We start from the raw sequence: 24074 nt of genomic DNA, 5'->3' as shown, positions 1-24074 counted from the left end.
ATGTGTTATTCTTGATCCTCTTTTTCAAATGTCAAAAGACCAGCGTCGATTTCTTCAAGTGCTTTTCCTACAAATTTGTAAGACTTTGTGTTTTCGATCTGTTGATCTTGATGGATCTGCATTTCACGCGCACGGCGTGCAGACACTGTCACAAGTGTATATTTTGAATCAAGTTTGTTCATCAATGAGTCAATTGAAGGATCTAACATCGTTTATTCTACCCCCAGCATTTTTTTATATCTTGGTGCGACTCTGTCTCTTCGCAGGTGCTCTGCAAGGACGATCGCTTTGATTCTTTCACAAGCAAGCTCGACATCATCGTTTTCAACGACATAGTCGTATGCATCCATCATTTCAATCTCTTCTTTTGCAGCAGCCATTCGATTTCGAATGAGGTCTTCAGATTCTGTACCGCGCGTCATGATGCGGTTTTGAAGTTCTGAAAGACTAGGCGGTGCAAGGAAAATAAAAAGACCTTCCGGAAAAGCTTCTCTTACTTGAAGTGCGCCCTGCACTTCAATTTCAAGGAAAACATCTTTTCCTTCGCTCAGCGTCTTTTCTACATAGTCAACAGGTGTGCCGTAGTAATTGCCGACATATTCTGCCCATTCTAATAGCTTTTTGTTTTCAATCATATGTTCAAATTCTTCCCTGGTTTTAAAGAAATAATCGACACCATTTCTTTCACCTTCACGCGGTTTGCGTGTCGTCACAGAAATAGAGTATTCAAATTTCGTATCTCCCTGGGAGAAAATGGCTTGTCTGACCGTTCCTTTTCCTACTCCCGAAGGTCCAGAGAGAACGATTAAAAGTCCTCTTTCTTTCATAATGGCGTATTACCCCTGCCCTTCATCTATGATTTCTTCTTTTACAGAAAGTCTTTGCGCGACAGTCTCAGGCTGAACGGCAGATAAGATGACATGGTCACTATCCATAATGACAACAGCACGGGTTCTTCTTCCGTATGTAGCATCTATGAGCATGCCTCGATCTCTTGCGTCTTGTATCATTCGTTTAATCGGTGCTGATTCCGGACTGACGATCGAAATCATCCGATTCGCTGAAATGATGTTTCCAAATCCGATATTGATCAACTTTATGGTCATCTTCTTTCGTCCCCCTGTAATATAAACGTCTCTAGTCTCGCCGAAAGAGACGCACTGTAAACAGCATACACAATGACTATTCTATATTTTGCACTTGTTCTTTTATTTTTTCAATAGCACTTTTCATTTCGACCACCAGCTTTGTTAAATGGTGATGGTTTGCTTTTGATCCAATGGTATTCACTTCACGGTTGAGCTCCTGCACTAGAAAGTCAAGTTTTCGTCCAGCAGCGCCGCCTTGCGTCAAGATTTGCTGAAACTGCTGAAAATGACTTTTTAATCTCGTGATTTCTTCTGTAATGTCACAGCGGTCAGCAAAGATGGCAGCCTCTGTTGTCAGTCTGCTTTCGTCAAGCGCCTCTCCGATCCATTCTTGCAATCGTTGATTCAACCGTTCTTTGTACTGACTCACAACCTCTGGGGCAAAGACCTTTATTTCTTCTGTGTAGGCCTCTAATTCAGAGAGCCTCAGCTCACAGTCTTTTTGAAGTGATGTCCCCTCTTGCTCTCTCATAAAGCAAAGCTCCTTGACAGCAGCTTCACAAGTGTCTATCAGCAGGTGCTCTAGCTGTTCATTTCGGCTGGCCGACTCTTCTACCTGAACGGCATGTTCCAGCCCAAGTAAGTCATGTGCATGCTGAATGCCTGAAATGTGATAGCGTTCCTCGAGATCTTTTGCGGCTTTCATGTATTCATCAAGCAGCGGCCAGTCGATCTGCAAGGACCGGCTTGCTAATTTACCGCCTTCAATCGTGACAAACAGCTCAATTCTACCACGCTGCACATGACGAAGAATGATTTTTTTTAATGTATCTTCGAAATATAAAAGCGGCCTCGGCAAACGGGCATGAACCTCTTTAAAACGGTGATTGACCGATTTTAGCTCGACTGACACTGTCAGTTCTCCATCCGTTTTACTCGCTTGACCGAATCCCGTCATACTGCGTATCATGTCAAAACACCCAATTCTTTCATATTAATAAAATGAAAAAGGTAATAGCAGACACTATTACCTCAAAATTATACCATAACCAATTATTTTTTTCTTGTCAAAAGTGATCCTGCCAGTAAAAAAGTTGGCAGTGCGGACATACCGATGATCAGCAGCCAATCAATAGGTGCAATTGCCACCGTTTTGAAAATCGGCTGAAGCGGCGGATAATAAATGACCACAAGCATCAGTAAAAGTGATGACAAAACCGCACCGATCAAATAAAGATTACCAAATGGATTACGTTCAAAGATTGACCGTTCACTGCGGCAGTCAAATACATGGATGAGCTGCGCCAAAACAAGCGTGCTAAATGCGACAGTCTGTGCATATTGCAAGTTGTTTGGATCGCGGTGATACACAAACATAAATGCTAATAGGGTAGCAAGCCCGATGAGGAACCCTCTTGATATGACCTTCCAGCCAAGCCCTCTAGCAAAAATGCCCTCTTTCATGTTCCGCGGCTTTCTCTTCATGACATCGCCTTCTGGCTTATCCATACCAAGTGCCATAGCCGGGAGACCATCTGTCACAAGGTTTACCCATAGGATTTGAATAGGAACGAGAGGCAGCGGAAGGGCCAGGAGCATCGCAAACAGCATGACCAAAATTTCTCCCACATTTGATGCAAGTAAATAGCGGACAAATTTGCGAATGTTTTCGTAAATATTCCGGCCTTCTTTAATGGCGGATTTTATGGTCGCAAAGTTGTCATCAAGTAAAATAAGGGAGGATGCTTCTTTGGCCACGTCTGTTCCTGTGATACCCATGGAAATTCCGATATCTGCTTGTTTAATCGCAGGCGCATCATTGACCCCGTCACCTGTCATCGCCACAATATGGCCATTTTTTTGATAGGCCTTCACAATTCTCAGCTTATGCTCCGGGGATACCCGGGCAAAGACGTATACATTTTCAGCCGTTTGCTCAAGCTCTTTGTCACTCATCTGGTCAAGCGCTTTACCGTCAAGCACCTTTCCTTGTTTCGGTAAAAGGCTCAAGTCTTTTGCGATCGCTTTGGCTGTTTCCACATGATCCCCTGTAATCATCACCGTTTTAATGCCAGCATCCCGGCACTCTTTAATCGCTCGTATGACTTCAGGACGAGGTGGATCGATCATCCCCTCTAACCCGATAAATGTTAGATCGGTTTCTGCCTGCTGAACAGATGTGATTTTTTCTGTCAAACCGACTTTTTTATACGCAATCGCAATAGTTCTTAGCGCTTGTCTTGCTAAGCCTTGAATCGCAGCTTCTGTTTCTTGTCGATGGGCTTTTGAAAATAAGGCTGCGCGTCCGCCGTGCATCATATGACTTGAACGGTTCATCAGGACATCCGGCGCACCCTTTGCAATCACATACCGCTCTTTTTGATTCGTTTCGACGACGACTGACATCATCTTTCTTTCTGAGTCAAAAGGAAACTCCTCTACGACATGAAACCCAGCTTCAATGTACTGCTCTGTAAAACCCGCTTTTCTCGCTGCGGTGAGAAGTGCGCCCTCTGTTGGATCTCCATCAAGCCTCATCTCTCCATCTTTTTCAACGATGGTCGATGTATTACAAAGCGCCCCATATAGTAATACCTTTTGCAGGCTTGGGTGCTTGTCAACATGAACAAGTTCTCCGTTTAAGGTGAAATCACCAGATGGCTCATAGCCCGTACCCGAAACATTCCACGTTTTGCCCTCTGCCCATATATGTGTCACGGTCATTTTATTTTGAGTCATTGTCCCTGTTTTATCTGAGCAAATGATCGATGCGCAGCCGAGTGTTTCCACCGCTGGGAGCTTTCTGACAATCGATTTTTGTTTGATCATCCGCTGCACACCTAAGGAAAGTGCGACGGTGACAATCGCCGGCAGTCCTTCTGGAATGGCAGCAACGGCAAGAGATACACCCGCTAGGAACATATGATACAAATCATGGCCTTGCACCACACCAAGAACAACAACAAGCACGGTTAAAAATAAAGCAGCAACAATCAGGATTTTCCCGAGCTGTTCAAGACGTCTTTGCAGCGGTGTTTCCATATTCCCTGCAGCATCCAGCATGCCAGCAATTTGCCCCATGGCTGTATTCATTCCTGTCCCAATGACAACACCTACGCCGCTTCCTCTCGTGACTAGCGTCCCCATAAAAGCCATGTTCGTCAAATCTCCAAGCGAGACATGGTTGCTTGAAAGCGGACTTGCGTGTTTGACCGCTGGGATCGACTCACCAGTGAGAGCGGACTCCTCGATTTCTAAGCTCTTTGTTTCTAGTAATCTAATATCTGCCCCAATCCGGTCTCCGCTTGAAAACTTGACAATATCCCCTGGTACGAGGTGCTTAGACGGAATCTTGACCCACTCATTGTTTCTCCTTGCATACACATGCGGAGTCGATAATTCCTTTAACGCTTGAAGGGATTTTTCCGCCCGGCGTTCTTGATAAAAGCCGAGTACACCATTCAACAGAACAATCGCTACAATCGCTACTGCATCAACATATTCACCTAAAAAGGCAGAAATGATTGTGGCTGCAAGCAAGATTAACACCATAAAGTCTTTAAATTGCGCTAAAAAAATGATCAGAGCTGACGCCTTTTTTCCTTCCTGCAATTCATTTGGTCCGTGTTTTTCAAGCCGCTTTTGTACATCTTGCTCTGACAGTCCGTCACCTATCGATGTATTCATTGTTTTTAATAAATCGGTTTGGTTCAGTTCATGCCAATTCATTTGACCTCGTCCACTCCTCTTTTGTTCTCTCTCATATGCAGTGTTCTATAAGCCAGTTTATTCAGACTCGTCCTAAATCATGCTATAATAATAAGACTGCCTAAAGAACGAGAAAATGTAAGGTTCTTTCAGTAGATTCGTGTGAAAGAAGAGGGTGTATCCAGCATGTCATTTGACGGCATTTTTACATACGGTATGACAAATGAATTACAAGAGACATTAACTGGCGGGAGAATTTCAAAAATCCATCAGCCATATAAGCATGAACTGATTTTTCATATCCGGTCAAACGGGAAAAATCATAAGCTTCTTTTATCGGCTCATCCGAGCTATGCGAGAGTGCAGCTCACTGAGCATCATTATGACAATCCAAGCGAACCCCCTATGTTTTGTATGCTCCTTAGAAAGCACCTCGAGGGCGGGTTTATTGAGCGTTTTGAACAGGTTGGATTTGACCGAGTCATCGTGCTTCATGTGCGAAGCCGAAATGAAATTGGTGATGAACAGACCCGGAAGCTTTATATCGAAATCATGGGACGGCATAGTAATTTGATTCTTGTTGAAGATGGAACGCAGCAGATCATCGATGGCCTGAAACACCTTTCTCCGTCTGTGAACAGCTACCGAACGGTGCTCCCTGGTCATGAATATCTTCTGCCGCCTGCACAGCAAAAATTGAATCCTTTTGATGTGACGAAGGAAGATATTTTAAAGCATTTACGCTTTCAAGAAGGGAAAATCGTAAATCAAATTGTCGATACATTTTCCGGGGTTTCCCCGCTGTTTGCCAAGGAAGCTGTTCACAGGGCCGGTCTTGCCAACCAGGAAACGATTCCACATACACTGATTGACATGTTCCAGCTCATTCGGTCTCATTCCTTTACCCCGCAGCTCACAAGAAAAGACGGCAAAGAGTATTTTTATTTATTAGAACTCCAGCATGTAAATGGCGAAATGAAGACGTTTGGTTCTCTCAGCCAGTTGCTTGATCGCTTTTATTTTGGAAAAGCTGAAAGAGACAGAGTCAAACAGCAGGCGGCTGACCTAGAACGGTTTGTCGTGAATGAAAAGAAAAAAAATGAAAACAAGCTGAAAAAACTAAAAAGAACCCTTGAAGAATCTCAGGATGCACATAAATACCAGCTCTATGGTGAATTGTTAACAGCCAATTTATATGCCATCAAAAAAGGGGATAAAGAAGCGACGGTCATCAATTATTATGATGAAGAAGGCGGAGAGATCACGATCCCGCTCAAAACAAATAAAACCCCTTCTGAAAATGCGCAGATATATTTTACAAAATATCAAAAGGCCAAAAATGCCGTAGAGGCTGTAAATGAACAAATCAAACGGACACATGAAGAAATTGTTTATTTTGAAGAGCTGATCCAGCAGCTATCCTCTGCGTCTCCAAAAGATTTAGAGGAAATGAGAGAAGAGCTCGTTGAAGGGAAATATTTACGCGCCAAACAAAAGCGTCACGCCAAAAAGAAAAAACCGGCGGCCGTCCAGCTTGAAACGTATGAATCGTCTCAAGGCATTCCGATTTTAGTCGGGAAAAACAACAAACAAAATGAGTATTTGACCACTAAGGCTGCTGCTCGTGATGACATTTGGTTGCACACAAAGGATATTCCTGGATCACATGTCGTCATCCGTCATCAAACACCTGATGAACAAACGCTTCATGAAGCGGCTCAAATTGCTGCCTACTTCTCTAAAGCAAAGGAATCTAGCTCCGTGCCTGTCGATTATACGAAAATCCGTCATGTAAAAAAACCAAACGGAGCAAAGCCAGGCTTTGTTACGTATGATCAGCAGCAAACATTATTTGTCACACCCGATGAAGATGTTGTCCTAAAGCTGAGAAAATAAAACAAGCCGATAAAATCTCTATAAGGATTTTATCGGCCTTTTCTTTGCCGTTTTTTTCTTTCTATATAGAGAGCTTCAAGCGCGTCTACATCTTCTTTTTCAAGCATGGCCTCGATGGCCGCAGCCAGCTGTTTTGTCCTTGCTGGGCTTGCCCCGCTCGTAGAAACTGAAATTGTCACTTTTCCTGCTTTGACAACCTTTGGCACAATCACATTGCCGAGCTCTGATTGGCTTACACAGTTGACAAGCTGATGAGGCAGTGCTGTTTGCGCAATCCATTCATTGACAGAAGGGTCACTTGTTGCAGCAACAATGAGAAATGCATCCTCCAAATCCTCAGCGCCCACCTTTTTTCCCTTCCAATTCAGCTCATATGTATCAATGAGACGTGCCATTTCATCACAAATATCTGGGCTCACAACGGTTATACGGCAAGGCTCCATGCATAGTGCACTCACTCTTCTTGCCGCTACCGTTCCGCCGCCGGCGATAAGCACTTGTTTATTGGTTAGATCAAGATGAACTGGAAGCATGGCTTTCTCCTTGAAAACGAAACGCATCCTCTTTGTTTAAAATGGTTTCTTGCACGCGTTCAATATAAGCTGCTTTTACATGAGGGTGAAAGCCAATATACCGGCATACCCGGACATCTTGAAGCCGCTCTCTCGCCTGCTCCGCTTCACTTTCAATCTCTTTCATTAAAATGCCGGTAAATAAAAGATAAGGCACAAGATAGACAGGCGTAGTGGCATCTTTTGTTAACTGAGCTAAGACGTCACGATAATTGGGTTCACATGCTGTAATAAAACATGGGAGAACTTCTGCACGGGGCAGTATGCGCCGGACATCTTCTGCAATGCCAAACACATCTCGCTTTACATCTGGATCAGAGCTTCCGCGGCCAATTAAGAGAATTCTTGCACGCTCTCCCTCGTACCCCGCTTCTTCAATCCTTGCGACAACCGCTTTCGTGACTTCTTGATTCACTCCTATTGGTCTTCCATATGTCACCTTCACTTGCGGGAAACGTTTTTGTACTTTCTCAATCTCATCTGGAATATCTGATTTGGCATGCATGGCAGTTAAAAGGAGGAGCGGGACGATCGCAATGTGTGTTGCTCCTTTTTGCACGCAAGTCTCAAATCCTTCTTCTATAGAAGGAGCGGTCAGCTCTAAAAAACAAATTTCCTGTATATCTGCTTCGACTAACGGCATACAGCTTTTCATAAAAGAAATGGCTTTATCTTGTGCTTCTTTCACTCTGCTTCCATGACCAACATAAAGTACAGCTTGTTTCATACGGCTCCTCCCTCTCACTTGTTTTGATCAGACGAAAAGACACGATGTATGTACGTGTCTTTTCCCCTTCATTCTTTATTTCTCGATTAATGCGGGTTCAAACCAGCTCAGCTTTTGATGAAAATGAACGACATCTCCGACAACAATTAAACTTGGATGCTCGATGCCTTCTTTTTCAACTGTTTCAGACAGCGTCGCCACAGTGCAGCAAGTCGTCTTTTGCCTCATCGTGGTTCCCCAGTGAATAAACGCAGCTGGCGTTTCAGGGTCGCGCCCATTTTTCAAAAGAAGCCGCTGCACTCTTTCCACGTTTTTAACACCCATGTATATCACAAGGGTATCAATTCCCGTTGCCAGTGCCTCCCACTTTTCTTCAAAATGTTCATCCTTTTGATAATGTCCCGTGACAAAGGCGACATTTGAGCTGTATTCACGGTGCGTTACCGGAATGCCCGCATAAGCAGCCGCTGCGATACCAGAGGTAATCCCAGGGACGACCTCATACGGAATCCCGTGCTCAGCTAAGCATTCGATTTCTTCACCGCCTCGGCCAAATACAAAGGGATCGCCGCCTTTCAGACGAACGACAACGTTCCCTTTTTTTGCATGAGTCACAAGCGCTTCATTGATGGCTTCCTGTCTCATCGTATGATGATTTGGCAGTTTGCCGCAATAGATCAATTCCGCCTCCGGTTTGGCGTGGGCGAGAATCTCTTGATTGACGAGACGATCATATAAAATGACATCTGCCTGCTGTATTGCCTTATGAGCCTTCAATGTAATTAAGTCTGGATCTCCCGGCCCGGCACCAACAATGTATACTTTCCCCATCGTGCTTTCTCCCCCTGCCATCAGCCGATTATTTCGCTTTTCCCTTTACATAATCCACGAGGCGCTGTTTGGACTCCTCGCGAGACAATTCTCCTGTATCTAATACAAGCTCAGGCGCTGCTGGCTCTTCATACGGCGAATCAATTCCAGTGAAAAATGGAATTTCACCGTTTCTAGCTTTTTTATATAATCCCTTTGGATCACGTTCTTCACACACGTTCAGATCACATTTCACAAACACTTCGTGAAATTCTCCGTCTTCGACTAACTGTCTGACAATGTGGCGGTCTTCTTGAAACGGAGAAATAAAAGCTGTGATGACAATGGTCCCTTGCTCAACAAATAATTTCGCCACTTCTCCGATGCGCCGGATATTCTCTTTTCTATCGTCATCTGAAAACCCTAAATCTTTATTGAGTCCATGTCGTACGTTATCGCCATCAAGGACTGTGACTTGGTAGCCTTGTTCAAACAGCTCTCTAGCCGCTGCATTTGCGATCGTTGATTTACCTGACCCACTAAGACCTGTGAGCCAGATAATGCCACTTTTATGATTGTTTTTCTGTTGATATTCTTCTTTTGTAATTGATGAATCATGCCACACGATATGTTCGTTGCTCATGTCATACCCTCCCTTTAAGATACCGTCGTTTTTAATCCTTCGATTAATGTTTCAATGACTTCTTTGCGGCTGAACGTGCTTGGCGGTAATTCACCGTTTCTCAGCATGGTTCGAACCTTTGTACCTGAAAGAATGACATGCTCACTTTTATCGTGCGGACATGTTTTTGGGGTTGCCATCGCTTCACATGTATTGCAGTAGAAGCTGTGTTCAAATTTTAATGGTGTAATACCAATTTCTTCACTTGTAAATTGATCAAATAGCTCCTGCGCCTCATATGTGCCGTAATAATCACCCACACCTGCATGATCTCTTCCGACAATAAAGTGTGTACAGCCATAATTTTTCCGAACAAGCGCATGAAATATCGCTTCCTTTGGTCCAGCATAACGCATTGCAGCAGGAAAAACACCTAAAAAGACGCGATCTTTTGGATAATAACCGTTCAGTAATACTTGATAGCTTTTCATTCTCACATCTGCTGGGATATCATCAGATTTTGTTTCCCCAACGAGTGGATTTAAAAATAAACCGTCGACTGTTTCTAGTGCTGTCTTTTGAATATATTCATGCGCACGGTGGACGGGGTTTCTCGTTTGGAAACCAACAATTGTTTTCCATCCGTTTTCTTTGAAATGTTTTCTTGTTTCTTCTGGCTCATACGTAAATTGAGGGAATGGTTTTTCGCTGCGTTTCGTCAATGTAATTTTACCACCAATATACGTGTCACCGCGTTCAAATAATTTTTTCACGCCTGGATGATTGCGGTCATCTGTTTTATATACATTCACTGCTTCTTTTTCTTTATCTGGTGTGTATTGATCCTCTACTTCAATGATCCCGTATACTGTTCCATTGTAAGATAGACGCACGATATCCCCTTGATTGATCTCGGCTGCTTTTTCCTTTGTGACTGGCAGCGTAATTGGAAGAGACCAAACGACACCACTTGCTAGTCGCATACTGCTCACAACTGCTTCATAATCTGTTTTTGTTAAAAAGCCTTCAATTGGACTATACCCGCCAATTGCAATGAGTTCAAGGTCTGCAAAGGAGATCGCATCTAGTTCAATTTCCTTCGCAGCCGTGCTGAGATCATATTCTTCATTTACTCGATTAATTAATACCCCGCCATGTGGTGCTAAACTCATTTGTTCATCTTCCTCTCAATGTTCATATTTATTAGATGTTAATAGTCGGATTTATCATTAAATCCCGCCGCCCTGCTCATGAATAGAGCTGCTTTCATTTTTGACTGCCTTCATCAGACTTAGCGCACCAAGTGAAGCAAGCAGTACACTCATCATGATAAAGATAGAGTAATAGTCTTCTTTTAGGAAAAGGCTCACCAGCAAATACGATAGGCTGAGTGATAAAAAGGGTGATACAACCCAGACCTTCAGCATTTTTTTCACGATATGTTTATGAAAAATGTTGGGTCCACCCTTTGCCATCCCAAGTCCGATAATGGACGAGGATGTGATTTGAGTAAGCGGGACTGGCAGTCCAAAAACAGAGCTGACGATGACAAGTCCAGCGCCGGTACTCGAAAGCAGAATCCCTTCACCTGTTTGATATCGGGTGATTTTCTTCCCGTTTGTTTCTAGTACTCTTCTACCAAGCAACAGGGCACCAAGTGCGACGAAGATTCCGCCGTAAAGTGTTCCTTGCCCAACAGACAACACGCCTGAGGCGACAAGCGGTCCAACCGCATTGGCAACATTGTTCATACCGGCTGAAAACGCCTCTAGAAATCCGCTGATAATGAGCAAGACTGACAAAATTGCGGTGCTTTTTTTAGATAGCCTGCGTTTAGGGAACATTCTGATGATTTTGACTACAGCGAACGTAAAAACAAAGGCGACAAGTGGAATGATGATCCAAAAAGACACAATGACTAAAATAGATTTCACATATAACACCTTATATGCGACCGCAACACCGACCACAGCCCCGACTGTGACCTCACTTGTTGATAATGGGATGGCCAATAGATTCGCTATGAAGAGTGATAATGCAGCAGAGCCAATGATGATACAAACGATTTCAAGTGTAATGACAGATTCCGGCATAATACCAGAGCTGATCGTTTTGACGACCTCACCACCGCCAATTACAGAACCTGCTAAAATCCCAACTGCACAAACGCTGAGTGCATAGATGGGTTTTTTAATTGCACCTGACCCATACGCAATGCCCATCGAAGCGGCTGCTCCACTTGCGCCTATGTTTAAAGCAAAGAATAAACTAAATAAAATTGCGGCGATTTCCATACATTATGCTCCCTTACTCATGTAATCCGCACTCTGTCTTTGCTGTACCTGACCATCTGCCAGAACGCAAATCATCCGCAGTAAATGCTGGCTGTGTACAAGGTGCACAGCCGATACTTGGGTATCCCTGGTCATGCAGCGGATTATAAGTAAGATCCTCTCTAGATGCATATCTCCATATGTCCTTCCACGTCCAGTGAATGAGCGGACATACTTTCACTGATTTGAATTTCTCATCCTTATTTAAAAAGTTAGTACCAGCTCGCTTTGGTGACTGCTCCCTTCTTAAGCCAGAGAGCCATGCCGGATAGCCAGATAGTGCCTCTTGCAAAGGAATGACCTTGCGCATATGGCAGCAGCTTTGAGGATTTGTTTCCCATAATTTCTCCCCATGCTGCTCGTTTTGCTGCTCAACTGTCAGTTCTGGTGTTTTTAGTTCGATGTCTAAACCGGGGTATCTTTCCTTTACCGCATCAATTGTATCGTACGTTTCCTTAAAATGCAGACCTGTATCTAAAAAGACAATTCTCGCATCTTTTTTTACTTTCGCAATAAGATCAATCAGGACAATGCCCTCAATGCCAAAACTGCATGCATACACGAGCTGATCACCATAATGACCGTACGCCCATTTCAGCACGGATAGGGCCCCTTTGTACAAATCGTCCTCTTGAAATGTAATGGACGGCTCTTGCCAATTTTCGTAAGTTAACATTGTTTCTCCCCTTCCGGAGTACTGCTCATTTTGCTACTCTCCGCACTACTTCAATCTAATTTTTTCATTTTTTTCTACTTGAATCACTTGACCGTCCTGAACAACCAACGTAATCGAACCGAATTTCATATCCCCAATCAGTTCTTGCATATGTTTGACTAAGTCCTCATCCTGGTTTTGTTTCACTTCCATCTCCTCTTCCTCCTCACCGTTAAAATAAAAAAACTTTCTTTCAGTCCGAAAGAAAGATGAGGAAGCTCACGATTTCCTTATCTTTCAAAATAGAATCATTTTGCAGGAAGTAGCACCTTGCGAATCGCAGGTTGCCGGGTTTCATCGGGCCAGTCCCTCCACCTCTCTGGATAAGAGTTTTAATTTGTATTAAATATTAACACAATTCAAACAAAAGTCAACCCGACTTTATTGATAGGATTAGTTTTTATTTAAATTTGAGTCTATTTTACTATTTTTAACCAAATAAAAAAGAGCTAAAATGATGTGTATTTTAGCGCTTTTTCTTCTTTTCAGCGTGACATCAAAACCTATGCAATCTAGGAAGGAGCGCAGGACTGACATCGATGCGAGGCTTATCTACACGCTGGAAGCTGTGCGGGTAGGCACAGCTTTTTAGACCGTTTCTTCCATCCAAGATTCAGAGGAAGGGTCTTGTCTCCAGCGTTTTAGTTTATTCATAGCAGATGGCTCGATCGCTTTTAGCTCAAGTGCCACATCTGTCAGTGTGTCATAGTCTGTTAGGGTGACATATAGCATGTTTTTCTCTTGAAAAGCAGCAGCTGCTTTTGGCAGGCCGTATGTGAAGATCGCCACAACGCCAAGTACCTCACAGCCAGCTTCTTGAAGAGCAGCAACCACTTCAAGCACGCTCCCCCCGGTTGAAATAAGGTCTTCTACGACGACAACCTTTTGGCCAGGCGATACAGCCCCTTCAATTTGATTCCCTTTTCCGTGTGCTTTTGGTTTACTTCTCACATAACACATCGGCACGTTCAAACGGTCTGCCGCTAATGCCGCATGAGGAATGCCAGCTGTTGCAGTACCAGCGACAACTTCCGCTCCTTCAAAATGAGTGAGAATCAAAGCTTTTAAACCTTCCGCAATATCCCCTCTGACCTCAGGGTAAGACAAGGTGAGGCGATTGTCACAGTAAATGGGTGATTTGATGCCGCTCGCCCATGTAAATGGTTCGTCTGGTTTTAAAGAGACAGCTTTGATTTGTAATAAATGCTTAGCGATTTTCGTTTTCATCCTGCAGTCACTCCCACTCTTTCAAAATTTGTTGATAAGCTTCCACTGGGTTTGTGGCTTTTGTGATGGATCTTCCCACAACAATCTGTGAAACACCTTGCTCTTTTGCAAAGGCAGGTGTCGCCACACGCTTTTGGTCATCCGTTTGATCATTCGGTAAGCGAATTCCTGGTGTGACAGTGAGAAAGGAAGGTGAGATTTGTTCATGAAGCTGTTTTGATTCATGAACAGAGCACACAACACCATCAAGTCCACTTTCATATGCCAATTGTCCATAATGAAGCACAGCCTCTTGCAATGGACGGTTAATTAGTAATTCTTTTTTCATCATGTCTTCTGACGTGCTTGTCAGCTGGGTCACTGCAATAATGCCCGGACGGCTTTGCCTGGCGGGCGTTCCGCTTTCAAGCCCCTCTATGGCAGCCTGCATCATTCTTTTCCCGCCGGCTGCATGCACGTTCACCAAATCAACACCAAGGGCCGCAAGTCGGTTCATTGCTTTTTGCACGGTTGTTGGAATGTCATGAAGCTTCAGATCAAGGAAAATACGGCAATTTTTTTCTTTCAGTGCGTCAATGATGGCAGGACCTTCTTGGTAAAACAGCTCCATACCGACCTTTACGAATAATGGGGTGCCTTCAAAACGATCTAAAAAGGCGTGCGCCTCCTGTCCTGATGGAAAATCAAGCGCGATGATGGGCAAGTGCTTCATGTTTCCAGCTCCTTCCGATGCATTCCTCTACAGATGAATACCCATATGCCGCTAACACATTCGGCAGTTCATCAATGATTTCTGGGCAAATAAATGGGTTCACAAAATTGGCTGTTCCAACAGCTACCGCACTTGCGCCAGCTAGTAAAAATTCCAGTACATCTTCAGCACTTTGCACCCCGCCCATCCCAATAATCGGAATAGAAACGGCCTGACTGACTTCATGCACCATTCGGATAGCGACAGGTTTTACAGCAGGACCTGATAATCCGCCTGTTTTATTGGCAAGAATGGGTTTGCCTGTTTTTAAATCTAAACGCATCCCAATCAAGGTATTGATCATGGTGAGTCCATCCGCTCCAGCCGATTCAATCGCTTTAGCAATCTCAACGATATTGGCTACATTAGGTGACAGCTTCACATAAACAGGAACGGAGGAAACTTCCTTGACGGCTTTTGTCAATGTGGCCGCCATTTCTGGATCGGTACCAAAGGCAATTCCGCCTGTTTTCACATTCGGACACGATATATTCAGTTCAAGAGCATGGACATTGCTTGCTTGACTAATTTGCTGTGCCACTTCAACATAATCATCAATTTGTGATCCAGCAACATTGGCAATAATAGGGGTATCGAACTGCTCAAGCCAAGGTAATTCATGTTCAAGCACGCCTTTTAGACCTGGATTTTGGAGACCAATCGCATTCAGCATACCGGCTCCTGTCTCAGCTACCCTCGGTGTCGGGTTGCCAAATCTCGGTTCAAGGGTTGTGGCTTTAATCATGATGCCGCCCAGCAAGGAAAGGTCATATAATGAAGCGAATTCTTTTCCGAATCCAAAACAGCCTGATGCAGGGATGATTGGATTCTTTAAAGATAAGCCGGGTAATTCGATGTTTAACATGATAGCGCCACCTCCTCAGCTTTAAATACAGGTCCATCCAGACAAACTTTAACGTACGGTTTTTCGTGCTGATCGGTATGACAGACACAAGCAAAGCATGCACCGATTCCGCAGCCCATCCGTTCCTCCATTGAAATGTAGACAGGCTTATCAGGATACGTGTCTTTTAGTGCTTTTAGCATAGGTGTCGGTCCGCAGGAAAGCAAGACATCAAAGTCCAGCTCATTCTCTTCAATGACATTTGTCACGAAACCTTTCGAGCCATATGTCCCATCAACCGTTGCGATAAACGTCTCGCCGAGTGCTTGAAATTTCTCCTCGTAAAATACATCTTTTTTCGATTGGAAACCGAGGACATGCTTCACGATGACGCCTTTTTTCGTTAAACGCTTGGACAATTCATATAGCGGCGGTACACCAATTCCACCACCGACTAGTAATGCCGTCTGCCCGGGCTGGACGACTGAAGGATCGTACCCATTCCCAAGCGGTCCTAACACATCGACTGACTCTCCCGCCTGCTTTTGGGAAAGGAGCTTTGTGCCCTCTCCCTCTGCGCGGTAAATGATGGTTGCTTCTTGCTTTTCGGCATGAATGTTGGCAATACTGATCGGTCTTCTCAGCAGCGGTGTCATGGATTCACTGACCTTTATATGAAGAAACTGTCCAGCTGTTTGAAAGGATTCAACAAGATCACCCTTTAATGTCATTTCGTAAATATGATCAGCGATCTCTCGGTTTGAGACGACCGTCAAGTATGCTTTTTTCATATCGTTACTGTCACCTCAGCATTCGTTTTCACTTCTGGCATTTCATCCGCTCTAAATGTCATGCTCTCCAGCACTCTTAAAATGGCTTCTGCTGTATCTAGTGACGTTAAGCAAGCCACTCCATTTTCAACAGATTCACGTCTAATTCTAAAGCCGTCTCTTGCCGGCTGTTTTCCTTTTGTCAGAGTGTTGATGACAAATTGGGCTTCTCCGTTTCGAATGACATCGAGAAGGTTTTTGCCTTCTTCTCCTATTTTGCCAACTACACTTGATGGAATGGAGGCTTGTTTTAAGTAATTCGCCGTTCCTTCTGTTGCTAAAATATGATAGCCGATGGAATGGAATCTTTTTGCAATTTCAAGCCCTTCTTCTTTATCTTTATCAGCCACTGTCAGAAGAACCGTTCCGTCTTTTGGTATTTGAATGCCTGATGCAATTAATCCTTTATATAGGGCTTTTTCGATTGTGACATCTTTCCCCATGACTTCACCTGTTGATTTCATTTCAGGCCCTAGTGTAATATCTACTCTTCTTAGTTTTGCAAAAGAGAAGACTGGGACTTTAACATATACGCCTTCTTGCTCCGTATGAAGCCCTTCTTGGTAGCCATAGTTTTTGAGCTTGTCACCTAAAATGACTTTTGTCGCTAGGTTTGCCATTGGAATGCCCGTGATTTTACTTAAGAAAGGAACTGTCCGGCTTGAACGCGGATTCACTTCAAGGACAAACACTTCTCCTTTTGAGAGAACAAATTGAATGTTCAAAAGTCCAATGATGTTAAGGCCTTTTGCGAGCTTAATCGTGTATTCTGCAATTTTCGCTTTGATGTCCTCAGACAATGTTTGCGGCGGATAGACCGCAATGGAGTCACCAGAGTGAACCCCGGCTCTTTCAATATGTTCCATAATCCCTGGGATGACAACCGTTTCTCCGTCAGACACGGCATCTACTTCAATTTCTTTTCCTGTCAAATACTTGTCAATTAACACTGGATGCTGCGGATTGACTTTCACCGCATTCTCCATGTAGTGAAGGAGCTCGGCTTCTTGATAAACAATTTCCATCGCGCGGCCGCCTAGCACATAGGAAGGACGGACAAGGACTGGGTAGCCAATCTGATTTGCAATCGCTACAGCTTCAGGCACAGACGTAGCTGTTTTCCCTTTAGGCTGCGGCACGCCGAGTGCTTCTAAAGTTTGTTCAAACTTGTCTCGGTTTTCTGCGCGGTCTAGGTCTTCAAGGGAAGTTCCAAGAATCTTAACCCCTCTATTTGATAATTCATCTGCTAAGTTGATCGCCGTTTGTCCGCCGAACTGAACGACGACTCCTTCTGGCTGTTCAAGGTCGATGATATGCATCACATCTTCGACAGTGAGTGGTTCAAAGTAGAGCTTATCCGAAATACTAAAGTCAGTTGAGACCGTTTCAGGGTTGTTGTTAATAATGATCGCTTCATAGCCTGCTTGTTTGATTGCCCACACAGAATGAACGGTCGCATAATCAAATTCAACCCCTTGTCCAATTCGGATTGGACCTGAGCCTAACACGATGACGCTTTTCTTGTCAGTTCGCTCTGATTCATTTTCATCTTCATACGTGCTGTAGAAATATGGCGTCTCTGATTCAAATTCTGCCGCACATGTATCCACCATTTTGTAGACAGGTACGATGCCTACTTCTTGTCTTAGCTTATAGACATCCGCTTCGTTCATATCCCACTCACGGCTAATGTAGATATCTGAGAAGCCTTTTTCTTTCGCTTCTTTTAGAACGTCTACATTGCCTTTGTTTTCTTTTAATGTTTTTTCAAAGGCGATGATGCCTTCCAGCTTATGAAGGAAGAAATAATCAATTTTCGAAAATTCATGGATTTGTTCGACTGTATAGCCTCTTCTAAGCGCCTCAGCGATATAAAATAATCGTTCGTCTCCCGCTTTGATAATCCGCTTTTCGAGCACTTCGTTTGTGATGTCTGCTTCATCTTTTAATTCAATGTGGTGCACATCTGCTTCAAGTGAACGTACAGCCTTTAAAAGAGACTCCTCTAATGTACGGCCGATCGCCATCACTTCACCAGTTGCTTTCATTTGCGTACCAAGACGTCTGTTGGCAGATTCAAATTTATCGAACGGCCAGCGCGGGATTTTTGAAACGATATAGTCAAGTGCTGGCTCGAAGGCTGCATATGTTTTACCTGTGACAGGGTTCATCATTTCATCAAGCGTTAAGCCGACAGCAATTTTCGCTGCCAATTTGGCAATTGGGTAGCCTGTCGCTTTCGATGCAAGCGCAGAAGAACGGCTCACGCGCGGATTTACTTCGATGATATAGTATTGAAAGCTATCTGGATCAAGCGCCAGCTGCACGTTACAGCCGCCTTCAATGCCAAGTGCACGGATGAGCTTCAGCGACACATTACGAAGTAGCTGATATTCACGGTCGCTTAACGTTTGGCTTGGCGCAACAACGATACTGTCGCCTGTGTGGATGCCGACAGGGTCAAAGTTTTCCATGTTACAAACAACGATCGCATGATCACCGCTATCACGCATGACTTCATATTCAATTTCTTTAAAGCCAGCAATACTTTTTTCAAGTAAGCATTGTGTGACAGGGCTTAGCTTCAGTCCGTTTTCGACGATTTCCTTCAGTTCTTGCTCGTTTGTACAAATTCCGCCGCCCGTTCCACCTAATGTATAGGCTGGTCTGACAATGACAGGGAAGCCGATTTGATTCGTAAACGCCATCGCTTCCTCAAGGTTATGAATGATTTCACTTTCTGGTACAGGCTCATTTAATTCATTCATCAGATTACGGAATAAATCTCTATCCTCTGCTTTTTGAATAGCTGAGAGCTTCGTTCCAAGCACCTCAACGCCGCATTCAGCCAGTACACCAAGATCTGATAATTCAACAGCAAGGTTTAGTCCAGTTTGTCCGCCAAGAGTTGGCAGGATCGCATCAGGACGTTCCTTTCGAATGATTCGTGTTAAAAATTCCGGTGTCAGTGGTTCGATGTATACCTTATCGGCCATTTCTGTATCTGTCATGATTGTCGCAGGGTTGGAGTTCACAAGAACAACTTCATAGCCCTCTTCTTTTAGTGCTAAGCAAGCCTGTGTGCCTGCATAGTCAAACTCCGCTGCCTGACCGATGATGATTGGACCTGATCCGATGACTAAAATCTTTTTGATGTCTAAACGTTTTGGCATACTTCTTCCCCTTCTTTCTCAATCGTATGAATCATTTCCATGAACTCGTCAAATAAGTAGTTCGCATCTTCTGGACCCGGTGATGCTTCAGGGTGGTACTGGACAGTGAATGCCGGTGCTTCTTTATGTTTTAATCCTTCAATCGTATTGTCATTTAACGCGATATGTGTGACTTCGAGCACGTCTTCGTTAATCGAACTGACCGTGTAGCCATGGTTTTGAGACGTCAGAGTCACCTTGCCAGTTGCTAGTTCTTTTACTGGGTGATTAGATCCTCTATGACCAAATTTCATTTTCTCTGTACTTGCGCCGCACGCAAGAGCGAATAGTTGATGTCCTAGGCAGATACCAAAGAGTGGGACCTTTCCAATCAGCTGCTGAATCATTTCAACTGCTTCTGGTACATCGACTGGGTCTCCAGGTCCGTTTGAAAGCATGATGCCGTCTGGCTTGAGCTGCAATACTTCATCTGCCGTGATATTGTATGGCACGACAATGACGTCACAGTCCCGCTTATTGAGCTCGCGCAAAATGCCGTGCTTCATGCCGAAATCGACAAGCACAATTCTTTTTCCTCTTCCTGGGCTTGGGTACGCATTTTTCACAGATACTTGGCTTACTTGATCCGTTGGTAGCTGCAAGGTTTGAAGGCGGCGTACAACGTCTTCCACTTGTTCATCCGGTCCTGCAAATGCTCCTCTTAATGTCCCTGCACTCCGAATCATTCTTGTCAGCTTTCGTGTATCAATTCCGCTAAGACCCGGGATATTTTTCATTTTTAAATACTCATCAAGTGAGTATGAAGAGCGCCAGTTTGAGGGCTTCTCACAAAGCTCTTTTACAATGAGCCCTTTTACAAACGGTGTGATCGATTCAAAATCATCACGGTTGATGCCATAGTTGCCGATAAGCGGGTAAGTAAGTGTGACAATTTGTCCGCAGTATGATGGATCAGACAAAATTTCTTGATAGCCCGTCATCCCTGTATTAAAGACGACCTCTCCGACTGATGATTCTAAGCTGCCAAAGCCTGTTCCTTCGAATACTGTTCCGTTTTCTAGCACTAAGCGTCTCTTCATTTTACTAGTCTCCCCTCTTCATAAACGACCTTTCCAGATGCGATTGTCATGACCGGCCATCCTGATACAGTCAATTTGTCAAACGGTGTATTTTGCCCTTTAGATAAGAAGCTTTTTTTGTCAATTGCCATTTCTTTGTTTAAATCAATCAGTGTGATATCAGCGATTTGACCTTCTTCCAGCTTTCCGTATGGAAGAAAGAAGGCTTCTGCTGGTTTGATGGTCATATAATCAACAAGTTCTTTTAATGTCCATTCCCCTGTTTTCACAAAACGTGTGTACAGAAGCGGGAACGCTGTTTCAAGTCCGACAATCCCAAAAGGTGCCCTCTGCATCGTTTCGTTCTTTTCTTCTTCTGTATGCGGCGCATGGTCTGTTGCAATGAAATCAATCGTTCCATCTAAAAGTCCCTCGATTAGTGCCTCGCGATCCTCTTTTCCTCTGAGGGGCGGGTTCATTTTATAGTTTGTATCAAGACCTGGGATGTCCGTATCACATAAAAGCAGGTGATGCGGCGAAACCTCAGCCGTCACACGAATGCCTGCTTTTTTGGCATCACGAACGACTCGCACAGATTCTTTCGTACTGATATGACATACATGATAATGACAGTTCGCTGCTTCTGCTAAAAGAACATCTCTTGCAATATGCACCGATTCACAAATTGACGGTATTCCATTTAACCCATTTGCTTTTGAAAATTCTCCTTCATGAACGCAACCTCCGTAAATGAGCGAGTTATCTTCACAGTGCGCTACAATCGCTTGATCAAGACTTGCTGCCTTTTTCATAGCTTCGTACATCATGCCTGCTGTTTGGATACCAACACCGTCATCTGTAAAAGCAAAGGCACCTGCTTCTTTTAGTGCTGCAAAGTCCGTCATCTCTTCCCCAATTTGTCTAGTCGTGATGGAGGCGTATGGAAGTACTCTCACAGATGAGGTCTCTTCGATTCGGTTCATGAGCCATTCCATTTGCTCTTTTGTATCTGGAACTGGACGTGTATTCGGCATAGCTGCAATCGTCGTATATCCGCCTCTTGCGGCTGCCTTAGAGCCTGTTTCAATCGTTTCCTTCTTCTCTCCGCCTGGCTCTCTTAAATGCACATGCAGATCAATCAAGCCTGGTGATACAAATAGTCCTTTTGCATCAATGACCTCTTCTCCGTCTTCTCTTTCTAGATGACCGATCGCTTGAATCACGTTTCCTTCTACCCTAATATCCTGCTGCTCTCTTTCCCCTGTGCTTGTTAAGATAAAACCGTTTTTAATGAGATATGACATAGACAGAATCTCTCCCTTTTTGATGTAGTCTGCTGTTTTGAAAAGCTCTTTTTAAGACAGCCATTCGGATATACACGCCATTTTCCATTTGCTTGAAAATCCTTGACTGCTTGGATTCTACTAAAGAATCATCTATTTCCACACCTCTGTTCACTGGTGCTGGATGCATAATAATGGCTTGCTCTTTCATTTTGCTTGCCCGGTCTACTGTTAATCCATAAGACGATAAGTAATCCTCACTGCCCATCTTTTCAGCGTGCCGTTCATGCTGGATTCTAAGCAGCATCACCACATCTGATTGTGTGATGGCTTCATCTACTTGAACATACGTTCCGTGAGAGTTTTGTTCATCCTGGAAGGAAGCTGGTCCTGAAAAGAGGACTGTCGCTCCCAGTCTTGAGAGGACCTCAGCATTCGACCTTGCCACCCTGCTATGTTTGATATCTCCATGAATCGAAATCGTTAAGCCTTCAAATCCGCCAAACTCTTCAAAGATGGTCATCAAATCTAGAAGTGATTGCGTCGGGTGCTGACCGCAGCCATCTCCAGCATTGATGATGGGAATCCCAACCTTTCCGATCAGCTCGTTGTAATATTCATCAGTGCTGTCCCGGATCACACATGCCTTCACTCCGATAGATTCTAGCGTTTTTACCGTATCGTAAAGTGTTTCTCCCTTTTGAACGGAGGTGCTTGCCGCATCTAAGCTAAGGACATTCATCCCAAGTTTCTTTTCGGCTACTTCGAAGCTAAAGCGTGTTCTTGTACTTGGTTCAAAGAAAAGGTTCGCTACAAATTCTCCAGCTAAGCCATGTTCCTGCTTCCCCTTTTTGAGAGCCATTGCTTCTTCAATCAGCTGTAAAATCTCTTCCTTTGATAAGCTACTCATTGTCGATAGATCATTCATTTTTTCTTCCCCCTCTAGTTTTTCATCACTTTCAGGTTCAAAAAAACCCTAAGCCTCGGCAGCTTAGGGTTCTCCAAAAGAAGCAGCCGCACTTTCGCACTTTCTGCTCCATTTAGAACCCTTGTCAGCCTCACTGGACTTCTTTTAAAAGGTTTTCTGTATTCGATTCATTTGACTCGTCATCTTCCTCTTTCTGATGCGGCAGGATCAGGTTTAGAAGGACGCCTGTAATTGCAGCGAGTGCCATTCCAGATAGTGTCAGGTTGATTTGTTTTACTTCAATGAATGCACCGCCAATTCCGATGACTAGGATGACAGATGCGATAATAAGATTACGCTTTTCTTCAAAATTCACTTTATGATCAATCAGGATTCTCAGACCGCTTGAAGCAATGATCCCAAATAGCAGGAACGAAACGCCTCCCATGACCGCGGACGGTACTGTACTGATTAATGCTGAAATTTTCCCGACAAAGCCGAAGCAGATCGCAAACACGGCTGCTCCGCCAATGACGAAGATACTGAACACTCTTGTGATGGCAAGTACGCCAATATTCTCCCCGTAAGTCGTAGTTGGAGGTCCGCCAATAAGTGAAGCGAAGATGGTCGCCGCACTGTCTCCTAAAATGGAGCGGTGAAGACCTGGTTTTTTTATAAAATCTTGCCCTACGACCTTACTTAACACTACTTGGTGGCCGATGTGCTCAGACATGGTCACAAAGGCAACCGGTACCATCACTGTGAGAATGCTTAAAGTCACAACAGGTGTGTAGTCGACAAATGGGACAACGAAGTCTGGTGCGGCAAACCATTTCGCATCAATGACCGGCTGGAAGTTCACAATGCCTTGTGTAAGGGCAAAGAGATAGCCGCTGATAATACCGATTAATACTGGGATGAGGCTAAGAAATCCTCTTAGGAAGATCATACTGATAATGGTGACAGCGAGCGTGAAGCCTGCAACCATTAAGTGCTTAAGGCTGTAGACAAGCTCCTTTGCATTCGGATCCACGTACATCGCCATGTTAACAGCTGTACCAGCGAGTCCGAGTCCGATAACCATAATGACGGGTCCTACGACGACCGGCGGCAGAAGCTTCATCAGCCAGCCTGTGCCGAGCCATTTAATAAATAGCGCAATGAGTGCATAAGCGACACCCGCCATAAAGGCACCAACCATTGCGGCTCCAGGTCCGCCAGTTGCTTTCACATTCAGTATGGGGGCGATAAAGGCAAAGGACGATCCAAGATACGCCGGAATTTGTCCTCTTGTGATGATTAAGTAAACAATGGTTCCTACACCGCTTGAGATGAGCGCGACGGCCGGACTCATATCAATGATTTTTGGTACAAGAATGGTCGCACCAAACATGGCAAACAAATGCTGAAGGCTAAGTGATAGCCATGTGAACGGTTTTGGGATATCTCGAATGCCTAAATTGGCTTTTTGCTGACTCATGATTTTCCTCCTAGATGTGTCCTTTTTCATTAAAAAAGCCTCTTTGCGAG

23 protein-coding genes and 1 riboswitch are annotated in these 24074 nt (G+C 44.2%); of the genes, 1 reads left to right on the top strand and 22 read right to left on the bottom strand.

The annotated features are described in order from the left end of the window. Nucleotides 1–5: 5 nt before the first annotated feature. The 5 genes from rpoZ to IEE86_RS00205 all read right to left on the bottom strand — a co-directional run bounded on the left by rpoZ (nt 6) and on the right by IEE86_RS00205 (nt 4817). Complete coding sequence (gene rpoZ, locus IEE86_RS00225; RefSeq protein ID WP_003211647.1) at nt 6–209, bottom strand: DNA-directed RNA polymerase subunit omega; 204 nt, start codon at nt 207–209, stop codon at nt 6–8. A gap of 3 nt (nt 210–212) precedes the next feature. Then, nucleotides 213–827 (bottom strand): guanylate kinase, encoded by a 615-nt coding sequence (gene gmk, locus IEE86_RS00220; RefSeq protein WP_191095413.1) that lies wholly within the window; start codon nt 825–827, stop codon nt 213–215. Between the two features lie 9 nt (nt 828–836). Beyond that, on the bottom strand, nt 837–1106 hold the full coding sequence (gene remA / locus IEE86_RS00215; protein WP_008344898.1) for an extracellular matrix/biofilm regulator RemA: 270 nt from the start codon (nt 1104–1106) through the stop codon (nt 837–839). 76 nt (nt 1107–1182) lie between these two features. Then, nucleotides 1183–2058 carry a YicC/YloC family endoribonuclease gene (locus tag IEE86_RS00210; RefSeq protein WP_191095412.1) on the bottom strand — a complete coding sequence of 292 codons (876 nt, stop codon included), beginning with the start codon at nt 2056–2058 and terminating at the stop codon, nt 1183–1185. An 83-nt stretch (nt 2059–2141) separates the two neighbouring features. Beyond that, nucleotides 2142–4817: a calcium-translocating P-type ATPase, SERCA-type gene (locus IEE86_RS00205; protein WP_191095411.1), complete on the bottom strand. Its 2676-nt coding sequence runs from the start codon at nt 4815–4817 to the stop codon at nt 2142–2144. Nucleotides 4818–4982: 165 nt separating this feature from the next. Between IEE86_RS00205 and IEE86_RS00200 the strand changes: the two genes are divergently transcribed. Beyond that, nucleotides 4983–6692 (top strand): Rqc2 family fibronectin-binding protein, encoded by a 1710-nt coding sequence (locus IEE86_RS00200; RefSeq protein ID WP_191095410.1) that lies wholly within the window; start codon nt 4983–4985, stop codon nt 6690–6692. Between the two features lie 29 nt (nt 6693–6721). Here IEE86_RS00200 and IEE86_RS00195 read toward each other — a convergent pair whose 3' ends face one another. The 17 genes from IEE86_RS00195 to IEE86_RS00115 all read right to left on the bottom strand — a co-directional run bounded on the left by IEE86_RS00195 (nt 6722) and on the right by IEE86_RS00115 (nt 24024). Then, nucleotides 6722–7225 (bottom strand): precorrin-2 dehydrogenase/sirohydrochlorin ferrochelatase family protein, encoded by a 504-nt coding sequence (locus tag IEE86_RS00195; protein WP_191095409.1) that lies wholly within the window; start codon nt 7223–7225, stop codon nt 6722–6724. Then, nucleotides 7206–7991 (bottom strand): sirohydrochlorin chelatase, encoded by a 786-nt coding sequence (locus IEE86_RS00190; protein ID WP_191095408.1) that lies wholly within the window; start codon nt 7989–7991, stop codon nt 7206–7208. The genes IEE86_RS00195 and IEE86_RS00190 overlap by 20 nt, the downstream gene beginning before the upstream one ends. 75 nt (nt 7992–8066) lie before the next feature. Continuing rightward, on the bottom strand, nt 8067–8822 hold the full coding sequence (gene cobA, locus IEE86_RS00185) for a uroporphyrinogen-III C-methyltransferase (RefSeq protein WP_191095407.1): 756 nt from the start codon (nt 8820–8822) through the stop codon (nt 8067–8069). Between the two features lie 28 nt (nt 8823–8850). Continuing rightward, on the bottom strand, nt 8851–9444 hold the full coding sequence (gene cysC / locus IEE86_RS00180; protein ID WP_191095406.1) for an adenylyl-sulfate kinase: 594 nt from the start codon (nt 9442–9444) through the stop codon (nt 8851–8853). A gap of 14 nt (nt 9445–9458) precedes the next feature. Further along, nucleotides 9459–10595 carry a sulfate adenylyltransferase gene (gene sat / locus IEE86_RS00175; protein WP_191095405.1) on the bottom strand — a complete coding sequence of 379 codons (1137 nt, stop codon included), beginning with the start codon at nt 10593–10595 and terminating at the stop codon, nt 9459–9461. Between the two features lie 57 nt (nt 10596–10652). Next, nucleotides 10653–11717, bottom strand: a complete 1065-nt coding sequence (locus IEE86_RS00170) for an inorganic phosphate transporter (protein ID WP_191095404.1) — start codon at nt 11715–11717, stop codon at nt 10653–10655. Between the two features lie 13 nt (nt 11718–11730). Further along, nucleotides 11731–12432 (bottom strand): phosphoadenylyl-sulfate reductase, encoded by a 702-nt coding sequence (locus tag IEE86_RS00165; protein ID WP_191095403.1) that lies wholly within the window; start codon nt 12430–12432, stop codon nt 11731–11733. A gap of 45 nt (nt 12433–12477) precedes the next feature. Further along, nucleotides 12478–12582: a DUF2292 domain-containing protein gene (locus tag IEE86_RS00160; protein ID WP_373367998.1), complete on the bottom strand. Its 105-nt coding sequence runs from the start codon at nt 12580–12582 to the stop codon at nt 12478–12480. Between the two features lie 116 nt (nt 12583–12698). Next, a riboswitch (SAM riboswitch) is annotated at nt 12699–12801 on the bottom strand. Between the two features lie 258 nt (nt 12802–13059). After that, nucleotides 13060–13698, bottom strand: a complete 639-nt coding sequence (pyrE, locus tag IEE86_RS00155; RefSeq protein ID WP_191095401.1) for an orotate phosphoribosyltransferase — start codon at nt 13696–13698, stop codon at nt 13060–13062. Nucleotides 13699–13705: 7 nt separating this feature from the next. After that, on the bottom strand, nt 13706–14410 hold the full coding sequence (gene pyrF / locus IEE86_RS00150) for an orotidine-5'-phosphate decarboxylase (RefSeq protein WP_191095400.1): 705 nt from the start codon (nt 14408–14410) through the stop codon (nt 13706–13708). After that, on the bottom strand, nt 14382–15314 hold the full coding sequence (locus IEE86_RS00145) for a dihydroorotate dehydrogenase (protein WP_191095399.1): 933 nt from the start codon (nt 15312–15314) through the stop codon (nt 14382–14384). Before IEE86_RS00145 ends, pyrF begins: the two co-directional genes overlap by 29 nt. Beyond that, nucleotides 15308–16084, bottom strand: a complete 777-nt coding sequence (locus tag IEE86_RS00140) for a dihydroorotate dehydrogenase electron transfer subunit (protein ID WP_191095398.1) — start codon at nt 16082–16084, stop codon at nt 15308–15310. Before IEE86_RS00140 ends, IEE86_RS00145 begins: the two co-directional genes overlap by 7 nt. Continuing rightward, nucleotides 16081–19296 (bottom strand): carbamoyl-phosphate synthase (glutamine-hydrolyzing) large subunit, encoded by a 3216-nt coding sequence (gene carB / locus IEE86_RS00135; RefSeq protein WP_191095397.1) that lies wholly within the window; start codon nt 19294–19296, stop codon nt 16081–16083. The genes IEE86_RS00140 and carB overlap by 4 nt, the downstream gene beginning before the upstream one ends. Next, a complete protein-coding gene (locus tag IEE86_RS00130) occupies nt 19281–20375 on the bottom strand; it encodes a carbamoyl phosphate synthase small subunit (RefSeq protein WP_191095396.1) in 1095 nt (364 codons plus the stop codon). The genes carB and IEE86_RS00130 overlap by 16 nt, the downstream gene beginning before the upstream one ends. After that, nucleotides 20372–21658 (bottom strand): dihydroorotase, encoded by a 1287-nt coding sequence (locus IEE86_RS00125; RefSeq protein ID WP_191095395.1) that lies wholly within the window; start codon nt 21656–21658, stop codon nt 20372–20374. The genes IEE86_RS00130 and IEE86_RS00125 overlap by 4 nt, the downstream gene beginning before the upstream one ends. Then, the gene (locus IEE86_RS00120; protein WP_191095394.1) at nt 21642–22565 is read right to left on the bottom strand and encodes an aspartate carbamoyltransferase catalytic subunit; all 924 of its coding nucleotides are present in this window, start codon (nt 22563–22565) and stop codon (nt 21642–21644) included. Before IEE86_RS00120 ends, IEE86_RS00125 begins: the two co-directional genes overlap by 17 nt. Nucleotides 22566–22695: 130 nt before the next feature. Continuing rightward, nucleotides 22696–24024: a uracil-xanthine permease family protein gene (locus IEE86_RS00115; protein WP_191095393.1), complete on the bottom strand. Its 1329-nt coding sequence runs from the start codon at nt 24022–24024 to the stop codon at nt 22696–22698. Between the last annotated feature and the right edge of the window lie 50 nt (nt 24025–24074).

The sequence above is a fragment of the Bacillus crepusculi genome (assembly GCF_014764715.1).
Lineage (GTDB): Bacteria > Bacillota > Bacilli > Bacillales > Bacillaceae > Bacillus.
The sequence above is the reverse complement of the archived record's forward strand: the minus strand, read 5'-3'. Positions and strand labels throughout refer to the sequence as shown.

Coding starts and splice junctions, on each gene's coding strand:
- carB (WP_191095397.1), bottom strand. CDS start 19,296: ATGCCAAAACGTTTAGACATCAAAAAGATTTTAGTCATCGGATCAGGT.
- IEE86_RS00190 (WP_191095408.1), bottom strand. CDS start 7,991: ATGAAACAAGCTGTACTTTATGTTGGTCATGGAAGCAGAGTGAAAGAA.
- IEE86_RS00170 (WP_191095404.1), bottom strand. CDS start 11,717: ATGGAAATCGCCGCAATTTTATTTAGTTTATTCTTTGCTTTAAACATA.
- IEE86_RS00115 (WP_191095393.1), bottom strand. CDS start 24,024: ATGAGTCAGCAAAAAGCCAATTTAGGCATTCGAGATATCCCAAAACCG.
- IEE86_RS00125 (WP_191095395.1), bottom strand. CDS start 21,658: ATGTCATATCTCATTAAAAACGGTTTTATCTTAACAAGCACAGGGGAA.
- IEE86_RS00210 (WP_191095412.1), bottom strand. CDS start 2,058: ATGATACGCAGTATGACGGGATTCGGTCAAGCGAGTAAAACGGATGGA.
- sat (WP_191095405.1), bottom strand. CDS start 10,595: ATGAGTTTAGCACCACATGGCGGGGTATTAATTAATCGAGTAAATGAA.
- IEE86_RS00205 (WP_191095411.1), bottom strand. CDS start 4,817: ATGAATTGGCATGAACTGAACCAAACCGATTTATTAAAAACAATGAAT.
- gmk (WP_191095413.1), bottom strand. CDS start 827: ATGAAAGAAAGAGGACTTTTAATCGTTCTCTCTGGACCTTCGGGAGTA.
- cysC (WP_191095406.1), bottom strand. CDS start 9,444: ATGAGCAACGAACATATCGTGTGGCATGATTCATCAATTACAAAAGAA.
- IEE86_RS00145 (WP_191095399.1), bottom strand. CDS start 15,314: ATGTTAAACATCGAATTACCCGGCTTATCTTTAAAGAATCCAATCATC.
- remA (WP_008344898.1), bottom strand. CDS start 1,106: ATGACCATAAAGTTGATCAATATCGGATTTGGAAACATCATTTCAGCG.
- IEE86_RS00120 (WP_191095394.1), bottom strand. CDS start 22,565: ATGAATGATCTATCGACAATGAGTAGCTTATCAAAGGAAGAGATTTTA.
- IEE86_RS00165 (WP_191095403.1), bottom strand. CDS start 12,432: ATGTTAACTTACGAAAATTGGCAAGAGCCGTCCATTACATTTCAAGAG.
- IEE86_RS00130 (WP_191095396.1), bottom strand. CDS start 20,375: ATGAAGAGACGCTTAGTGCTAGAAAACGGAACAGTATTCGAAGGAACA.
- cobA (WP_191095407.1), bottom strand. CDS start 8,822: ATGGGGAAAGTATACATTGTTGGTGCCGGGCCGGGAGATCCAGACTTA.
- pyrE (WP_191095401.1), bottom strand. CDS start 13,698: ATGAAAACGAAAATCGCTAAGCATTTATTACAAATCAAAGCTGTCTCT.
- IEE86_RS00160 (WP_373367998.1), bottom strand. CDS start 12,582: ATGCAAGAACTGATTGGGGATATGAAATTCGGTTCGATTACGTTGGTT.
- IEE86_RS00195 (WP_191095409.1), bottom strand. CDS start 7,225: ATGCTTCCAGTTCATCTTGATCTAACCAATAAACAAGTGCTTATCGCC.
- pyrF (WP_191095400.1), bottom strand. CDS start 14,410: ATGAAGCACTTGCCCATCATCGCGCTTGATTTTCCATCAGGACAGGAG.
- IEE86_RS00140 (WP_191095398.1), bottom strand. CDS start 16,084: ATGAAAAAAGCATACTTGACGGTCGTCTCAAACCGAGAGATCGCTGAT.
- IEE86_RS00200 (WP_191095410.1), top strand. CDS start 4,983: ATGTCATTTGACGGCATTTTTACATACGGTATGACAAATGAATTACAA.
- rpoZ (WP_003211647.1), bottom strand. CDS start 209: ATGTTAGATCCTTCAATTGACTCATTGATGAACAAACTTGATTCAAAA.